Genomic DNA, 14979 nt, shown 5'->3' with positions numbered 1-14979 from the left:
AGCGGAGCGGCCAGTCTGACTGGCCGCCATGGGCAAGATTTAGTAATCAAACTGCCGGTAATAACGGCGGATATTCAGGTCGTGGCCGGTATGGTGCTCAAAGTGGGCCGCCAGCCGGTCCACCAGCAGAGTGGACACCACGCACGGCGCCATAATCCAGCGGAACGCATCATCAATGCCGTTCAGCGGATAGTCGCGTGGGTCGATCACCACCAGATGGTCAGTTATCTTTTCGGCAAAGCGTTCGACGCGCTCGTCCAGCGCCCGGCATTTCCCCTCGCCCTTCACCAGAAACAACGGGACCTCTTTTTCCAGCAGCTCCAGGGTGCCGTGGAAAAATTCAGCCGAGCTTACCGACTTCGTCCGCTTCCACTGCATCTCTTCGAGAATACACATCGAGAACAGGTAGACCTCACCCCACATTTCCGCGCCGCCAATCCACATCATATAGTCGCTGTCATGGTATTGCGCGGCAATGCTGTACGCCTGAGGATCGAACTGGCGCTTGGCCTCTAGCAGATTTTCCGGCAGCAATTCCAGCTGGCTGGCAAAACGCGCATATTCAGCAAACTCACCATGACGATAAATGACGCGGAAGAATAACCAGTACAGCAGCATATATTCATATTCCACGCCGTTCTTGTGGCACATCGGAATATGCCAGCTGGCGGCGGCAGCCAATGGCGAATCGGCATGACGGGTAATGGCTACCACGCGTATCCCCTGCGCCTTGCACCATTCAGCAATGGCCACCGACTCTTTGGTATCGCCGGATTTAGAGAGCGTGACGACAACCGCCTCTTTATTTAATTTTTTATGCCCGCGATGAATTAATTCCGCCGCCTGCTCAAGATAAACCGGCACGCTGGTTAATTCTTTGGCAAACTCATTAATAGCCATCATCGGGGCAAGGGAACCGCCAACCGAGGCAAAAAATAATGCGCTGCAGCCGCTGTCATAAATAGCGTCGGCCACGGTTTCAGCCTGTTTACGCGCAGCGATGATCTCGCGAGCACTGGTCAGGTACTCGTCCTGATTAAAACCCAACATAGTTTTCTCCTGAATAATCAGATTTTACTTTTTAAGACGCGGTCAAAATCGTCGAAAATACGTTTAGCCAGATCGATGCCTTTCAGTCCTGCGGTATGCCAGGCGAGCATCTGCACTGGGACAATCAGCAACAGCGGCGCCAGGTGATGCTCGCACGGGCAGTTTAGCGCCAGCGTTTGTTCATCCTCTTCGTCGCTCAACGTCAGGGTAAAGGCCCGGGCAATGGACGGCGCCATATAGTCGCGCAGCGCCCGGGTTCGCCCGTCCGGCGTATCTTCAATAAACAGCATCACATGGCGGGCATTGGCTTCCAGATAGGGGCCGTGCATATAGGCTTCCAGCTCAAAGCCGCTGGAAGGCACGCGCACCGTCTCGGTAAATTTGGTTTCGAACTCTTTCGCCACGCCAACCAGCGCGCCATAGCCGGTGGCGACAAAGCGCTCGCCGCGCCGCAGCGTTTCGCTATGCCGATCGATAAAGCGCGAAGTGCGGGCGATAACCTCCGGGATCGCCGCCGCCAGCCGCTGGAATTCGGCAAGATAGTGCTGCTCCTCGGCTTCGCTGGCCTTCCCCTGGCTGCGGGCAATCATCAGCGCTATCAGCAGCAAATTGAGCACCGTCGCGCTAAAGCCGCGGGTGACAAACCCTACGCTCTCGATCCCGGTATTGATATCCAGCACGCCATCGCAGGCGCGCCCGGTCGGGCTTTGCGGGTCGGAGGTCAGGGCAAATACCGGCAGTCCTGAGGACTGTACCTTACGCATCGCCTCCAGCGTCGACGCGCTTTTTCCGCTCTGTGAAATCGCCACCACCAGATCGGTATGCGGGTCGATAGCTTCGTAATGGGTAAAGTTGTACGGCTCTTTAATGTCAACCAGCACGCCGAAGCGTTGTTCAAAGAAATAGCGCGCGCACAGCGCAGCGTTCAACGACGATCCGGTCGCCAGCAGCAAAATTCGGCGTACCGGGTGCTGGCGGGCAAAGGTCTCAATCGCCGCCAGCTTTTGCCGGTAGTCGCGCAGGATCTGCGCCAGACAGGCCGGCTCTTCGCTGATATAGGTCATCATTGTTGGTTGCATAGCTCACTCCCGTTAAAACAATCCGATCCACGAACCCAGAATGCCCACCAGCGCCATTCCGCCGATAATAGAGAGCGGTTTAACCTTGCGCCCAAGCAGCCAGTAGACGATGCCGAAACTCACCAGCGGCAGCATGCAGGGCAGAATGTCGTTGATGATGTCCTGCACCTGGGTTTTGGCTTCCCCGGTCCCGAAGGAGACAGGGATGGTGATATCGATCATTGAGGCGGTCATCGCCCCGACCACCATCAGGCCGATAATCGATGCCCCGTAGGTCAGGCTCTCCATCATTCCGCTCTTCTGGATCCGCTGCAGGACGCCGGTGCCCAGCACGTAGCCCCAGCGGGTAAAGCACCAGCGCGCCAGAATGTGCGGCACGTTAAATACCAGCAGAAACAGGATTGGCCCGAGAATATTGCCTTTTAGCGCCAGGCTGGTGCCGATACCGGTGGCGATCAGGCGCAGCGTGCCCCAGAAGAAGGAATCACCCAGCCCGGCCAGCGGCCCCATCAGCGACGCTTTGACGTTATCAATGGCATTGGCATCCATATTTTTCTGCTGGCTATTTTTCTCCTCCATCGCCGTGGTGATTCCCAGCAGCAGGGTGACGATATGCGGCGTGGTATTGAAGAACACCAGATGGCGTTTCAGCGCCCCGGCCAGCTCCTCTTTGCGCGGATAGAGCTTCTTCAGCACCGGGATCAGCGCGTAAACAAAGGCGAGATTCATCTGTCGCTCATAGTTCCACGAGAACTCCATCTGGAAGGAGCGCCAGAACACCCGGCGTAAATCACGCGGCGTAATTCGCGTTTCTTCCTGCTCCTGCGGCTGCAGGGTCTCTTCAGAAATCATCTTCGTCGTCATCGCTGACTCCTTGTTCTGTCGTGGTACGAGGTGCGCTAAATGCGGTGACGTTAACCATCACCACCGCCACGATGGCGCCGAGAATGGCGATACCGGTCACCGGGATTTTCAAATAGGCCATCAATACAAAGCCGAGGAAAAAGTACGGCGCCACTTTCTTGTTAATCAGCAACCTGGCGAGCATCGCGAAGCCGAGAGCCGGAATGATCCCGGTGGCTACGCTAAGCCCGTGTTTGATAAATTCCGGGATCGCATCGAGCAGAGATTTCACCGCGTTGCTGCCCACCAGGAATGAGACGGTCACCACCGTGGCAAGCATTAGCGACAGGCCGAATCCGGCGATCAAATGCATCCGCTCAATGCCGCGCGTATCCGCCCGTTCCGCATAGCCGTCCGCTTTCTGGCTGAGCAACGGAATGAACATCCCCAGATAAACGTTTTTCAGGATCAGGGTCAGGGTGGCGATAGGCAGGCCGAGCAACAGCGCCGTTTCCGTGCCCGCGCCGGAGGTGATAGCGAACGCCACGCCGAGAATACCGCCGGTCACCACGTCGGGCGGGATCGAGGCGCCAACGGAGAACGAGCCGATAAACGCCAGCTCTAGCGTCGCGCCCATGATGACGCCGGTCTGCACATCCCCCAGCACCAGACCGGTCAGCAGCCCGGTGACGATAGGCCGGGAAATCAGCGACGTCCCTAAGGCATATTCCGATTGCGCGATAAACGCCACCAGACCCAGTAAGAGAGCCTCTACCATAATCTGTCCTCCGGAATTACACGCATTCCGTAAAAAGCTGTTTGCGATCGTTCGGGACCTGGCGAATTTCCACCTCGACGCCTTTGCCCACCAGTTGTTGCAACTGCTCTATTTCCTCCGGCAGTAAATTAATCGCCTTAGAAATATTTTTACTGCCCTCTTTGGCCTTAATCCCACCGAGATTAATACTTTTTATTTCCTCAACGGCGCTGGCAATACGCCAGGCGTCATTGACCGATTCCACAACAATAAATAAATTATATTTATCGGTAACCCCGCTTTTTATCGCTTCAATAGAATCATTTATATTTTTAATCACCAGCTTTACCGAGGGTGGTTTAGCAAGCTTAATGGTGGTTTTCCGAAGTTCATCCTCAGGGACACTGTCGTTGGCGATTAAAATACAATCGGCACCGACATATTGGGTCCAGGAAAAGGCTACCTGGCCGTGAAGTAATCGATGGTCAACCCTTAATAACGTAATCATCATGCATCCTCATTTCAGAAGTCTTTATCCATAGTCATCGCCCCGGCAATACTCTGATTGCAGTACTGAATGCTCTCTTTGGCGTTGATTAATGCTTCAGAAATTAATTTTTCGGTATTCTCTTCCGCTGCAGAAATAAGCAGGTCAATAATTAACGGTAGATTTAACCCAGATAATAAATGGAAGTGCGGGCGCGATAAAAAACGCACAAACTCATTATTGACGCTACCGGCGAAAATATCCGTAATCACTATCAGCTCATCCTGCGCCGGGAAACGCGCCAGCAGCGCCTCCACCTGCTGCGTCAGATCGACCTCCTCTTCTACATAGGCGCACAGAGTATGAATATCCGGCTGTTTACCGAGGATCAGCTCCACAGAGTTCAACAAACCGTTAGCAAAGGTGCCGTGGCTGGCAAAAATATAGTGTCGTTTCATCCTTACCTCGAAAGCGCATTCCACTGCTTTCTTAATTGCAACCGACGTGCCAGAAACAGTGGCGCGTCGGCTAACGTAAGGATAAAAGGGGGAGAAGCGTTAAAACTCTTGATCTTCCTGAATAAATTCCGTTTCCCGCGTCAGGATGTCGTGAATGTAATAGAGCTCGACAACGGGAATTTTGACACTATATCCGCTCTCTATGACACTAAAGGCCTCGCGCAGCGTAGCCAGCTCGCGCTCCGGACACTGCCTTCCCGAATAATGGGTTGGGGAAGCGTGGCGAATTAACCGCTCTATCAGACAGCTGATGTGCACATACAGCGCTACCTTACGTTCGTTGGGCACCTCGTACCCGGCCAGATGCTCATAGCGCAGCAAAAACTGCTCAACCTGGTTGATCACCTTCGCGGTATCAAGGATCGTCACCGACTCAATCACTCGCCGCAGCGAGAAGTTTTTCAGGATCAGGTTGTTGATCTCGCTAACCTGCTCCGCCGTCGCCAGTTCGCCGAAGATACGCATCAGCGGGCGACTTCCTTCGCCGGAAATCAGCGAATCCAGCGAGATCCACGGGAGATCGGCAAGATGCGGATCGAGGGTGCCGACGATCGCCAGCACCTCGTAGCGGCTGAGCATCGGCTCCCGCCGCGCGGGATCGGCAAGGGTCTCCACATCACAGGCCACAATATCAATGCCAAGCGCTTCAGGGATGCTGGCTTTTAACAGCGCCGACAGGTTCGCCGCCGCGCCCAGTCCGGTGGCGCAGGTGGTCAAAATCGCCCGCGGTTTATCGGTCTGCGGGTAATAGAGCTGGTGCTCAACCGCCAGATCATCGCCGATCTCGCGGACGATATCTTCCAGCATATCGCCGTGCAAAATCCGCTCCCCGACGTACATCGCCATGCCGGTGGAGACATTGTTAATAATCGCCACCGGCGTGTTCAGACGACGATTAAAATGGCTGTGAATAGCGTTCAGGGATCCCATATCGACCAAAATGATCAGCCCTGACGCCAGCGCGTGGCGCTCAATGTAGGCCATCACCTGATTAGCGATAGCCTCCGGCGTCACGTCGAGCGGCATGTCGAATGACTCAAACAGCGGGCTTTTCAGCAAGCGGTTCGCCACGCTGGCAATGCTGCTGGCGGTGGCGTAACCGTGAGCGAGAATAATCGCCCGGGTCACCTGCTGCTGGCTAATAGCGCCATTTTTCTGGAACCACAGCACCAGCAACAGCAGGTCAATACGTTGGGGCTCAATATCCAGCTTCAGCGCCAGCGCGTCGAGGATCGCTTCGCAAAAGCGATACAGCAGCGGGAATTTGTTTGCCAGAAAATCCGCCAGCAGACGGATTTTCTCATTGCTCATCGTGGACGGCGCCTGACGGGATCGATGGATCAGGTAGTGGCTCAGGGCGTAAAGACAGTTACCGTTAAACTGGATATTGAAGCGTTTTTCCAGGCGATAATACTCCTCCCGCACCTGATGGGCGATCAGCAGCAACATCTGCGAGCTACTGGCATCCTGGTTATCAAAGATCAGCCGATCGAAGAGGGTTTCAATCTCCTCCCCCATGCTTCTTTGCGCCTCTTCCCAGACCGTTTTTTTATTCAGCACCGCTTCATGCAGCGCCAAAATCCGACACTGAACGTCATAGATCAGCCCCTGAATCGGGTCGCGCGCCCGCAGCAGCCAGACCAGGCTGGTCTGCGGCTCGATTAGCAGCGGCTCCTGCTGACCCATCGCTTCACTGAGCGCCGGCGTCGCCGCCATGATCGTTTCCGGCAGATCGTGCAGCGTCACGGTCAGCATCTCGCTGCCCGGAGACCTGGCCCAGGCTGATGCCACGGCGTACTTCACCACATTCTTCAGTTCGCCGACGTTGCCCCGATAAACGTACTGCGTCAGGACCTGCAAAAGCCGCGGCGTTAGCTGCAGCCGGGCGGCCAGCGTCCGGGCCTCCTGCCAGAAAAACTGCAGCGTTAGCGCCTCCTTCTCCTCGCGGCTGCGGTGTTGAAGATCGGGCAAGCTGACCAGGATCGGAATACGACGAAGAAAGGTGGTCAGAAAAGTGCTGTGAATCTCTTCGGTGGTGGCAAACACCAGCCGCAGCGAAATCGGCAGGCCTTGAGCGGTCTCCCCCACCCGGTAGATCTCCTTGCGATCCAGCCAGGTGAACAGCTTCTCCTGCCCCTGAGCATCCAGGCGGTGGACCTCGTCGAGAAACAGCATCCCGCCGTTTGCCGCCTCGAACGCCCCGGCTTTATCGCTCTGCGCGCCGGTAAACGCGCCTTTGACGTAGCCGAACAGGTTGGCGGCCAGCAGCTCCGGATTACTGGCATACTGCGCGCAGTTGAAGCTCACGAAGGGCGCATCGGGCGCCAGCAGGCCCTGGGCGATCGCGAACTCGTGCATCAGCTCCGCCATATAGCTTTTACCGGTCCCGCTGTCGCCGGTGATCAGCAGCGGTAGCCCGCCGTTGGGATAAAACAGCGCGGTTTTCATCTGCTCAATCGGTTTACGCAGGCTGCCGTCATGGCCGGTCAGCAACGAAAAATGGTCCGCCTGTTCCGGCTGGCGGTCACTCTCCGCGAGCAGCTCCGCCATGCTGGCGTACTCGCTGCGGGAAAGGGGGAAGAACTGCTGGCAGAAGGCTTTTTTATGCAGAAAATAGACCGGCCGGGTGTTGATCTTCACCAGCACGTCCTGGGCGACCAGCTGATTGAGATAATGGCTGGCGGTATTTCTTTGCATCGCGAAACGTTGAGCCAGCCAGCTGGCGGTGAACACTTCGCTCAGGTTATCCGGATCGAAAAAATCGGTCTGATTTTGCAAAAAAGCCAACAGTTCCGTTTTACGCATTACATCCCCCTCGTCGCCATTACGAAGAGATATGATGCGGCAAAAGAGAGGCTTATCGGCGCCCTGTGCTGTTTTTTGCGGCCCAGCGCACACTCCCGCTTAAGCGAACTTTGCTGCGGTCAACTCCATCGTCATTTCATACTGCTGCAGCGATAGCGGTGAATATCCCGCCGCGGCAAACAGCGGCGTAAAGGTTTCCGGGACCGTCACCGAAGTGCCGATACCCGGGAACTGCTGCGCCAGCGCCATCAGCAGCGCCCGTGCCAGACCCTGGCGACGGGCGGCGGGTTCAACCCATAAAAACTGCAGTACAGGCCGTGAACCCGAGGTGCCCAGTACCGCGAAGGCGCGCTGTTCCAGCGTCACGACGCGGCATGGCAGGGTGGCGAAGGTAAGCGGATCCATCAGCCAGGGGAGCTGACTGTTACTCTCCTCAATGACGCGTCTAAGCAGCGCCAGGGTGGGATAAGGCTGTAACACGCCTGGCGCCGCAGCCTGAGGCTCTGCGCTCAGGTAGCCGCAGAGCCCATAGCGCCGCGTAAAGCCTAACGACTGATACAGCGCGACGGCCGCGTGGTTATCGCGGATCACCTCCAGGGAAACCGTCTCGATCTCCTGCAGCTGCAGAAGCATCAGCAGCTCCTGCATCAATTTCCGCGCAAGACCTTTGCCGCGCCAGGCCGGACGCAGGGCAAAGGCCGCCAGGCGAGCCATATTCCCGCGACGCGCGACGATCGCGATCGCCGCCGGTTCATCTCCGGCCAACCAGATACGGGAATCGATCAGGCTCATCCCCTCGGCGCTAAAGCGCTGAACAAATCCCTCCACCGACTGGGTCACCGGTACCAGATAGTCTGCAAAACAGGCGTTAAGAATATCCGTTAACTGCACGCTGCTGAACTGCGTGGCGGGAACGGCGGTCAGCTCCATACTTTTCTCCCGAAGGCTGCTATGCTGAGGTGATGAAAACTAACACTATAACTGCCGGCGCCGAATTACGCCTGACCGAGGAGAGGGATATCGCCCTTCTGCCGGCCATTGAACGTTCCGCCGCTCAGGCATTTCGTCAGATCCCCGCTCTCGCCTGGCTGGCGGACAGCGAGGTGATTAGCGTTGCGCGCCATCATGATTATCTGGAAACGGAACATAGTCTGCTGGCGGTGGCCGCCGGGCAGCCGGTGGGTTTTATTCTGACCGAACCGCTCGACGATGCCTTATTTATCGCCGAAATCGCCGTCCACCAGGACTGGCAGCATCAGGGCATCGGGCGGATGCTGCTGGAGCAGGTTATCGACGGCGCCAGGCAAATGGCTTACCCGGCGGTGACCCTCACCACCTTCCGCGACGTGCCGTGGAATGCGCCGTTTTATACCCGCCTGGGATTCGCCATGCTCGATGAGCTGACCCTGCCCGCCGGGCTGGCGGCGAAAAGAGAACAGGAGACCCGGCACGGCCTGCCGCCGGAGACGCGCTGCGCCATGCGCCTGGCGTTGTAGACGCCAGCGCTGAATTTAGCGGCGATATATGGTACAAAGTACCAATCAAAACTTACCTGTTGCTACCCGTATGTCCTGGTCAATCGATATTATTTCCTGTATTACCGATCGCTTTGTGGAACTCACGGCGACCGAAAAACGCATCGCGCAGTTTATTCTTGATGATGTCGCGGCGGCGGCGGAGCTACCCATCGCCGAGATAGCGCGTCTGACTCAGACCAGCCAGGCGTCGGTCACCCGTTTTGCCCGGGCGCTCGGCTGTAAAGACGTCCGTGAGCTGAAGATGAAGCTTGCGCAATCCCTTGCGGTCGGCCAGCGGTTTATCCTCGATGTTCCGGACCTCGAAGGCGTACAGGGGATCTATGAGTCAATCATCAGCGTGCTGGAGACCAATCGGCGGGCGCTGGATATCGAGGCGTTGAAGCGTGCGGTGAGCTGGTTGAGTGAAGCGCGGCAGATCCTCGCCCTTGGAATGGGCGGCGGGTCAACCATCTGCGCTCAGGAGATTCAATATCGCCTGTTTCGTCTCGGTCTTCCGGTCGTCAGCCAGAGCGATGGTCTGCTGGTACGCATGATGAGCTCGGCGGTGACGCCGCAGGATGTGGTGATTGTGCTGTCTCTGGGCGGCTATACCCAGGAGATCATCGAGAGCGCGGCGATTGCCAGCCAGTACGGCGCGAAGGTCATTGCGATTACCCCCGCCGGGACGCCGCTGGCGGAGCAGGCGGATCTGGTGCTGCCGCTGCTGGTGCGCGAAAACGACTATATCTTCAAGCCCAGCACTTCGCGTTATGCGATGCTGGCGATGGTCGATGTGCTGGCCACCGAACTGGCGATGGCCAACAAAACGCAGGCAAAAGGCAAATTACGGCGTATTAAGCTGGCCCTCGACAGCCACCGCGGCGGCGTCGATCGCCAGCCTCTTGGCGACTAGCCACCGGCAGCGGCGATAAACCTCTCCGCCTGCAGGCGGGTACGTTCCACGGCCTGTCCGGCGCGATAAAGATCGCTGCCCAGGCCGGCTCCGGCGCACCCAGCCCGCATCCAGGTTGCCAGATTTTCCGGCGTCACGCCGCCCACCGCCAGCACCGGCACCTCCGACGGCAGCACCGCTTTCAACGCCCGAATGTAGTCCGGACCGAAAGCAGAAGACGGAAATATCTTCAGCCACTGCGCCCCGGCATCCAGCGCGTTAAACGCCTCAGTCGCGGTGGCGCAGCCGGCACAAACCTGCATTCCGTGCGCCACTGCCTGACGGATCACCGCAGGCTGGGTATTCGGCGTCACGATAAGCTTCGCCCCGGCCTCAGCGAGAAAATCGACCTGTTCCACGCGCAGTACCGTTCCCGCGCCTATCATCGCCTGCTCGCCAAACCGCGCAACCATCTGCGGAATACTCTGCTGCCAGTCTGGCGAATTGAGCGGGATTTCGATATAGCGAAAGCCTGCATTGATTAGCGTCTCAATATGATCTGCCGCCTCAGCGGGTTGAATGCCGCGTAAAATCGCCACCAGCTTAATCTTGTTCATGCATTATCCTCGCCATGCCAGCCAGCAATGCCTCATCGCCACTGCAGCTGTTAACCGTCATTCCGCGCGCCTTCATCGCCCGACCGTAGCGGGCATTCAGCGCCGGGTCGCCAACCAGCGTGACGGCAGAAGTACGGAAACGCTGCCCCAGGGTCGCCACCTCCGCGCCAATCAGCAGCCCGGAGAGGTAATCGCTGACCGAGCTCGCCGCCAGACCGCCCAGCACCCGGGCGGCCCTGGCGACAAACAGTTCGCTAATCAGCGACGGCTGCGCCAGCCCTTTTTCCAGCCCCCGTTCAAACGCCATCTCGTCCGGCTGCTGGGCAGGCAGCCCTTTGCCGATCAGCGATTGCGTCATCAGCAGATGATGCAGTTCGCCGGTCATCGCCGTGGCAAAATAACGCACCGCGCCGCCCGCCACCTGTACCCATTTGCAGTGGGTGCCCGGCAGCACGTAACACTCCGCCGGCGCCAGCTGGCAGGCCCCCAGCAGCTGCGTCTCTTCGCCGCGCATCACGTTGAAATCCCCGTCCTGTTCAATCTTGAGGCCGGGAATAATCCACACGCCTTCAGCAACGGCGCATAGCTGCCGCAAAGGCGCGTCGATCGCCGCCGGACAGTCCAGATACGGCACCGCCTGCCAGCCCGCGTCGCTGCCGATCATCCCGGCCATCAGCACCGGCAGCGCCTGTGCGCCGCGCCAGGGGGCCAAATGCTCCGCGAATACATCGGCAGGCGATCGTCCGTTCAGGCGGGTAATACCCAGCGGCAGCTGCTTGGTTTCGACGCACTGGCCGTTGCGAATCAGCCAGCCGCGCAGCTGGGTAGAGCCCCAGTCGACGGCAATATAATTCTTCATTGTGCTTCTCCTGAGACCTGCACCGCCGTCTTCGCCGGGATCGCCTCCCCTTCCCGCTCCTGGGTAATCATTTCCAGCGCCTGCTGACGGCTGATTTTGCTGGCTGGCGTCATGACGGTGACAAAAATAGCGGAAACAAAGCTGCCAACGACCGACGGAATGCACGGATTGCCCCAGTAAGCCAGCCAGTCGGCCTTAACCAGAACCACAATAGACACCAGCATGCCGCTCAGCAGTGCGGTGAGCGCGCCCTGCCAGTTAAAGCGCAGCCAGAAGCGGCCGAGAATGGAACAGACGAAGAGCCCGGACATCAGCATGGAGATCATTTTGGTGATATAGCTGATGATATCGTTCGAGGTCAGGGCGAAGATCATCGCCAGGCCGATGACGAACGCCAGCATCCAGCGAGAGAGCGTTATCGCCTTATGCGCCGGCGGCATTTTTCCGGTCACGAGGGTATAGACATCCCGCATCATGATGGCCACGGCGGCTATCGCATCGGAGCTGGCCGAAGACATGGTGGCGGAAAGTCCGGCAATCAGCACCACCAGCCCGAGGATCGCCGGTAAGAAGCTGGTGGCGAACAGGAAGGCGTAGTTACTGTTCTCAAGATGGGGGTTCATCGTCCAGGCCGCCATGCCGATGATCGCCGGCAGCACCGAGAAAAACAGATACAGCACGCCGGTATAGACAAACGAGCGCCGCACCGAAGAGACGTCTTTTCCCGAGTAAATACGCTGGCGATAGGAAGGGGTCGCCAGCACGCCGACGCCGATGACCATCGCCAGCGATAGCGCCGGAATGGTCCCCAACTTATCGACCGCAAACAGGCTCATCGCCTTGGGATCCATCGCCTGAACGATGGCATCCCATCCCCCGACGTGAACCACCGCCAGAATCGCCATCAGGATAAAACCGAAAAACAGAATTAATGCCTGAATGGTGTCCGTCCACACCACAGCAGAATAACCGCCGATAATGACGTAAATCGCAAACGCCATGGCAATAATAATTTTTGCCACCGTCAGATTAATTCCTGTCGCCCAGGCTAAATACATACTCCCGCCAAGAATATGTGCCCCCAGCCAGCCAATTGAGGCAATAAATATCATTATCCCGACGAGGTTTTTAATTAAATGGCTGCCACCTGTGTAATAAGAAAGCTCTTCGCTCATGGTCATAAAGCGCAGCTTGCGCACCGGCGCAAACAGCCAGGCCACCAGTAAAATACCGATGGCGCCGCCCACGCCGTAGAGCATCCCGGCCCATCCATTGCTGTAGCCGAAGCCGACAGCGCCCATGCTTGAACCGGTTCCCACCATGGTCGCCACGGTGGATCCCAGCGTCAGGAACAGCGGCAAAGAACGGCCACCGAGTAAAAAATCCTCACCGCTTTTTTGATGACGGGACACGTACCAGCCAAGCCAAATCATGGCCAACGCGTAAATAATAAAGCCGACTAAAAAGACATGACTATTCATAATTCACATCCTGCCAGTTAATTTTGTAAAGGTAAAAGGCTACGAAGCGCTGAATTATTTCAGCGCTCAAAATGACTGTTTATATTTCTGGTTACTAACTTTTTATGCGCGAGAAGCGTTATAACAGGTCACATCCACTTCGACTTTACAATCCACCACCAGGTCCGCTACGCAGCAGATGCGGGCAGGCGGGTTGTCGCCAAAGAACTCACGGAAGACTTTATTGAAAGACTGAAAATAGCGCGCATCGGTAAGGATCACTTTAACATGCACCACGTCGGCCAGGGTGTAGCCCGCTTCGGTCATGATATCTACGCAGTTCTGAATCGCCAGACGCGACTGGTCGACAATCCCGCCTTCCACCACTTCCCCGTCCTTCATCGGCGTCTGGCCGGAAACGTACAGCCAGCCTCCCGCTTCCACCGCCCGCGCGAACGGCAGGTGCTGCCCGCCAGTACCGGTACCGCCCTCTACGCCATAACGTTTAATACTCATTTTTCACTCCTCAGTTCATTCGGCGGCGCAGGAAACGCCCCGCGCGCCCGATAATCTTTTTATCGCTGCCGTAGCTCATCACGCCGTTAACCATCACCGCCTCAATACCGTCCGCCGGACGTTTCGGGTCGGAGAAACTGGCGACATCGCGCACCGTCTGCGGGTCAAACAGCACCAGGTCGGCGTAGTAGCCCACTTTTACCAGCCCACGATCCGCCAGCTGGAAGCGCGCCGACGACAGCCCGGTCATTTTGTGGATCGCGGTAGTCAGCGGAAACAGCCGTTCATCGCGGCAGTAGTGGCCCAGGACCCGCGGAAACGCGCCCCACAGCCGCGGATGCGGCATCGGGTCGTTCGGCAGCCCGTCGGAGCCAATCATGGTCACCGGATAACCCAGCACCCGCCGTACGTCCTGCTCGTCCATGTTGTAATAAATAGCGCCTGCCGGCATCAGCCGCGCCGCGGCGTCGTGCAGGCTCACCTGCCATTCATCGGCGATCTGCTGCAGCGTTTTTCCGGCCTGCTCGGGCTGTGCTTCCGACCAGGTGATGACGATATCGAACTCATCGGTGACCTGCTTCATATCCAGCGTCGACGAGCTGGCGGAATAGGGGTAACAGTCACAGGCGATCTCCTGGCGTTGGCGCATCTCATCGAAGAAAGCCAGCGTCTCCTTCGTGCGACCCCAGTTTTTCGCGCCGGCGCACTTATGGTGCGAGACCACCACCGGCACGTTGCCGTGGCGACCAATGCGGAACGCCTCGTCGAGCGCCTCCAGAATCGGCTCGAACTCCGAACGCAGGTGGGTGGTGTAAATTCCCCCCTCTGCCGTCAACTCCTCAGCGAGCGCCATCACTTCTTCGGTGGTCGACTGGAAGGCGCTGGCGTAGGCAAGTCCCGTACTCAGTCCTAATGCGCCCTGGCGCAGCGCATCGCGCAACTGTATGCGCATGCCGGCGATTTCCGTCTCGCTCGCCGGGCGGAACAGGTCATCCATATGGTTATTGCGCAGCGCGGTGTGCCCAATCAGCGTCCCGACGTTAAGCGATGGTCGCGCCGCCTCTACCGCATGGGCATAGGCTTCGACGGTGGGATAGATAAAGTGCTGTCGTTCGCCGAGAAGATTCATCGGGTCCGGCACCTCGCCGCGCATGGTGGCGGTTGCCGCGCTGATCCCGCAGTTGCCGACGATCACGGTTGTCACCCCCTGGCTGAGCTTAGGCAGATACTCCGGCATGCGGATGACGTTGATATCGTCATGGGTGTGAACATCGATAAAGCCAGGCGCCAGTACCCGCCCCTGACCATCTATTTCCTGCTCCGCCGCGACGTCCAGCGCCGGAGCGATAGCCATTATTCGGTCGCCCTTCACCGCCACATCGGCACGGTATTGCGGCCCGCCGCTCCCGTCGATCACCGTGACGTTTTTGAAAAGCCAGTCAACTTTCATAGCAATTACTCCCTTTCGACATACCGACAAGTTAACCATTTACAAGTGCAAAAAACAGTGGAAAACTACGCAAAAACCAGATCGTTTTGTGATACTTTTATTCAAAACAAACAATAATAATTAATTAAA

The 14979-nt window shown here is 57.5% G+C and carries 16 protein-coding genes; 3 read left to right on the top strand and 13 right to left on the bottom strand.

What is annotated here, in order from left to right; genetic code table 11:
- Window positions 1–39 precede the first annotated feature (39 nt).
- From GQR96_RS03210 to GQR96_RS03175, 8 genes are all read right to left on the bottom strand, one after another.
- Window positions 40–1050 carry an SIS domain-containing protein gene (locus GQR96_RS03210; protein ID WP_065903207.1) on the bottom strand — a complete coding sequence of 337 codons (1011 nt, stop codon included), beginning with the start codon at window positions 1048–1050 and terminating at the stop codon, window positions 40–42.
- 17 nt (window positions 1051–1067) lie between these two features.
- A complete protein-coding gene (locus GQR96_RS03205; RefSeq protein ID WP_065903204.1) occupies window positions 1068–2129 on the bottom strand; it encodes an SIS domain-containing protein in 1062 nt (353 codons plus the stop codon).
- 12 nt (window positions 2130–2141) lie between these two features.
- On the bottom strand, window positions 2142–2993 hold the full coding sequence (locus tag GQR96_RS03200; protein ID WP_017899109.1) for a PTS system mannose/fructose/sorbose family transporter subunit IID: 852 nt from the start codon (window positions 2991–2993) through the stop codon (window positions 2142–2144).
- Window positions 2971–3750: a PTS mannose/fructose/sorbose/N-acetylgalactosamine transporter subunit IIC gene (locus GQR96_RS03195; protein WP_004886445.1), complete on the bottom strand. Its 780-nt coding sequence runs from the start codon at window positions 3748–3750 to the stop codon at window positions 2971–2973. The genes GQR96_RS03200 and GQR96_RS03195 overlap by 23 nt, the downstream gene beginning before the upstream one ends.
- Before the next feature lie 16 nt (window positions 3751–3766).
- A complete protein-coding gene (locus GQR96_RS03190) occupies window positions 3767–4237 on the bottom strand; it encodes a PTS sugar transporter subunit IIB (RefSeq protein ID WP_023319678.1) in 471 nt (156 codons plus the stop codon).
- Window positions 4238–4251: 14 nt separating this feature from the next.
- Entirely contained in the window at window positions 4252–4674 is a 423-nt protein-coding gene (locus tag GQR96_RS03185; protein ID WP_004886440.1) for a PTS sugar transporter subunit IIA, read from the bottom strand.
- 99 nt (window positions 4675–4773) lie between these two features.
- Window positions 4774–7539, bottom strand: coding sequence for a sigma 54-interacting transcriptional regulator (locus tag GQR96_RS03180; protein ID WP_004886438.1), 2766 nt, complete (start codon window positions 7537–7539; stop codon window positions 4774–4776).
- A 99-nt stretch (window positions 7540–7638) separates the two neighbouring features.
- Complete coding sequence (locus tag GQR96_RS03175) at window positions 7639–8469, bottom strand: GNAT family N-acetyltransferase (RefSeq protein WP_065903202.1); 831 nt, start codon at window positions 8467–8469, stop codon at window positions 7639–7641.
- A gap of 32 nt (window positions 8470–8501) precedes the next feature.
- Here GQR96_RS03175 and GQR96_RS03170 point away from each other — a divergent pair, with 32 nt between their 5' ends.
- Both GQR96_RS03170 and GQR96_RS03165 read left to right on the top strand, forming a co-directional pair.
- Entirely contained in the window at window positions 8502–9035 is a 534-nt protein-coding gene (locus GQR96_RS03170) for a GNAT family N-acetyltransferase (protein ID WP_049004614.1), read from the top strand.
- Window positions 9036–9105: 70 nt separating this feature from the next.
- Entirely contained in the window at window positions 9106–9969 is an 864-nt protein-coding gene (locus tag GQR96_RS03165; protein WP_032455510.1) for a MurR/RpiR family transcriptional regulator, read from the top strand.
- Here the strand turns inward: GQR96_RS03165 and GQR96_RS03160 are convergent.
- The 5 genes from GQR96_RS03160 to GQR96_RS03140 form a co-directional block, all read right to left on the bottom strand.
- On the bottom strand, window positions 9966–10565 hold the full coding sequence (locus GQR96_RS03160; protein WP_023291861.1) for a 2-dehydro-3-deoxy-6-phosphogalactonate aldolase: 600 nt from the start codon (window positions 10563–10565) through the stop codon (window positions 9966–9968). The genes GQR96_RS03165 and GQR96_RS03160 overlap by 4 nt on opposite strands.
- Window positions 10552–11424 carry a 2-dehydro-3-deoxygalactonokinase gene (locus GQR96_RS03155; protein WP_065903200.1) on the bottom strand — a complete coding sequence of 291 codons (873 nt, stop codon included), beginning with the start codon at window positions 11422–11424 and terminating at the stop codon, window positions 10552–10554. Before GQR96_RS03155 ends, GQR96_RS03160 begins: the two co-directional genes overlap by 14 nt.
- Window positions 11421–12905: a sodium:solute symporter family protein gene (locus GQR96_RS03150; protein WP_032455507.1), complete on the bottom strand. Its 1485-nt coding sequence runs from the start codon at window positions 12903–12905 to the stop codon at window positions 11421–11423. Before GQR96_RS03150 ends, GQR96_RS03155 begins: the two co-directional genes overlap by 4 nt.
- 102 nt (window positions 12906–13007) lie before the next feature.
- A complete protein-coding gene (locus GQR96_RS03145; protein WP_004204205.1) occupies window positions 13008–13400 on the bottom strand; it encodes a RidA family protein in 393 nt (130 codons plus the stop codon).
- 10 nt (window positions 13401–13410) lie between these two features.
- Window positions 13411–14850, bottom strand: coding sequence for an N-acyl-D-amino-acid deacylase family protein (locus GQR96_RS03140; RefSeq protein WP_048294130.1), 1440 nt, complete (start codon window positions 14848–14850; stop codon window positions 13411–13413).
- Here GQR96_RS03140 and GQR96_RS03135 point away from each other — a divergent pair.
- On the top strand, window positions 14828–14974 hold the full coding sequence (locus GQR96_RS03135; RefSeq protein WP_032426003.1) for a hypothetical protein: 147 nt from the start codon (window positions 14828–14830) through the stop codon (window positions 14972–14974). The two genes, GQR96_RS03140 and GQR96_RS03135, sit on opposite strands and share 23 nt — an antisense overlap.
- Window positions 14975–14979: the final 5 nt, after the last annotated feature.

Source organism: Klebsiella sp. PCX (genome assembly GCF_021869705.1).
Classification (GTDB): Bacteria; Pseudomonadota; Gammaproteobacteria; order Enterobacterales; family Enterobacteriaceae; genus Klebsiella; species Klebsiella quasipneumoniae.
This window is presented reverse-complemented; position numbering and strand designations above follow the sequence as displayed.

Coding starts and splice junctions, on each gene's coding strand:
- GQR96_RS03210 (WP_065903207.1), bottom strand. CDS start 1,050: ATGTTGGGTTTTAATCAGGACGAGTACCTGACCAGTGCTCGCGAGATC.
- GQR96_RS03205 (WP_065903204.1), bottom strand. CDS start 2,129: ATGCAACCAACAATGATGACCTATATCAGCGAAGAGCCGGCCTGTCTG.
- GQR96_RS03200 (WP_017899109.1), bottom strand. CDS start 2,993: ATGACGACGAAGATGATTTCTGAAGAGACCCTGCAGCCGCAGGAGCAG.
- GQR96_RS03195 (WP_004886445.1), bottom strand. CDS start 3,750: ATGGTAGAGGCTCTCTTACTGGGTCTGGTGGCGTTTATCGCGCAATCG.
- GQR96_RS03190 (WP_023319678.1), bottom strand. CDS start 4,237: ATGATTACGTTATTAAGGGTTGACCATCGATTACTTCACGGCCAGGTA.
- GQR96_RS03185 (WP_004886440.1), bottom strand. CDS start 4,674: ATGAAACGACACTATATTTTTGCCAGCCACGGCACCTTTGCTAACGGT.
- GQR96_RS03180 (WP_004886438.1), bottom strand. CDS start 7,539: ATGCGTAAAACGGAACTGTTGGCTTTTTTGCAAAATCAGACCGATTTT.
- GQR96_RS03175 (WP_065903202.1), bottom strand. CDS start 8,469: ATGGAGCTGACCGCCGTTCCCGCCACGCAGTTCAGCAGCGTGCAGTTA.
- GQR96_RS03170 (WP_049004614.1), top strand. CDS start 8,502: ATGAAAACTAACACTATAACTGCCGGCGCCGAATTACGCCTGACCGAG.
- GQR96_RS03165 (WP_032455510.1), top strand. CDS start 9,106: ATGTCCTGGTCAATCGATATTATTTCCTGTATTACCGATCGCTTTGTG.
- GQR96_RS03160 (WP_023291861.1), bottom strand. CDS start 10,565: ATGAACAAGATTAAGCTGGTGGCGATTTTACGCGGCATTCAACCCGCT.
- GQR96_RS03155 (WP_065903200.1), bottom strand. CDS start 11,424: ATGAAGAATTATATTGCCGTCGACTGGGGCTCTACCCAGCTGCGCGGC.
- GQR96_RS03150 (WP_032455507.1), bottom strand. CDS start 12,905: ATGAATAGTCATGTCTTTTTAGTCGGCTTTATTATTTACGCGTTGGCC.
- GQR96_RS03145 (WP_004204205.1), bottom strand. CDS start 13,400: ATGAGTATTAAACGTTATGGCGTAGAGGGCGGTACCGGTACTGGCGGG.
- GQR96_RS03140 (WP_048294130.1), bottom strand. CDS start 14,850: ATGAAAGTTGACTGGCTTTTCAAAAACGTCACGGTGATCGACGGGAGC.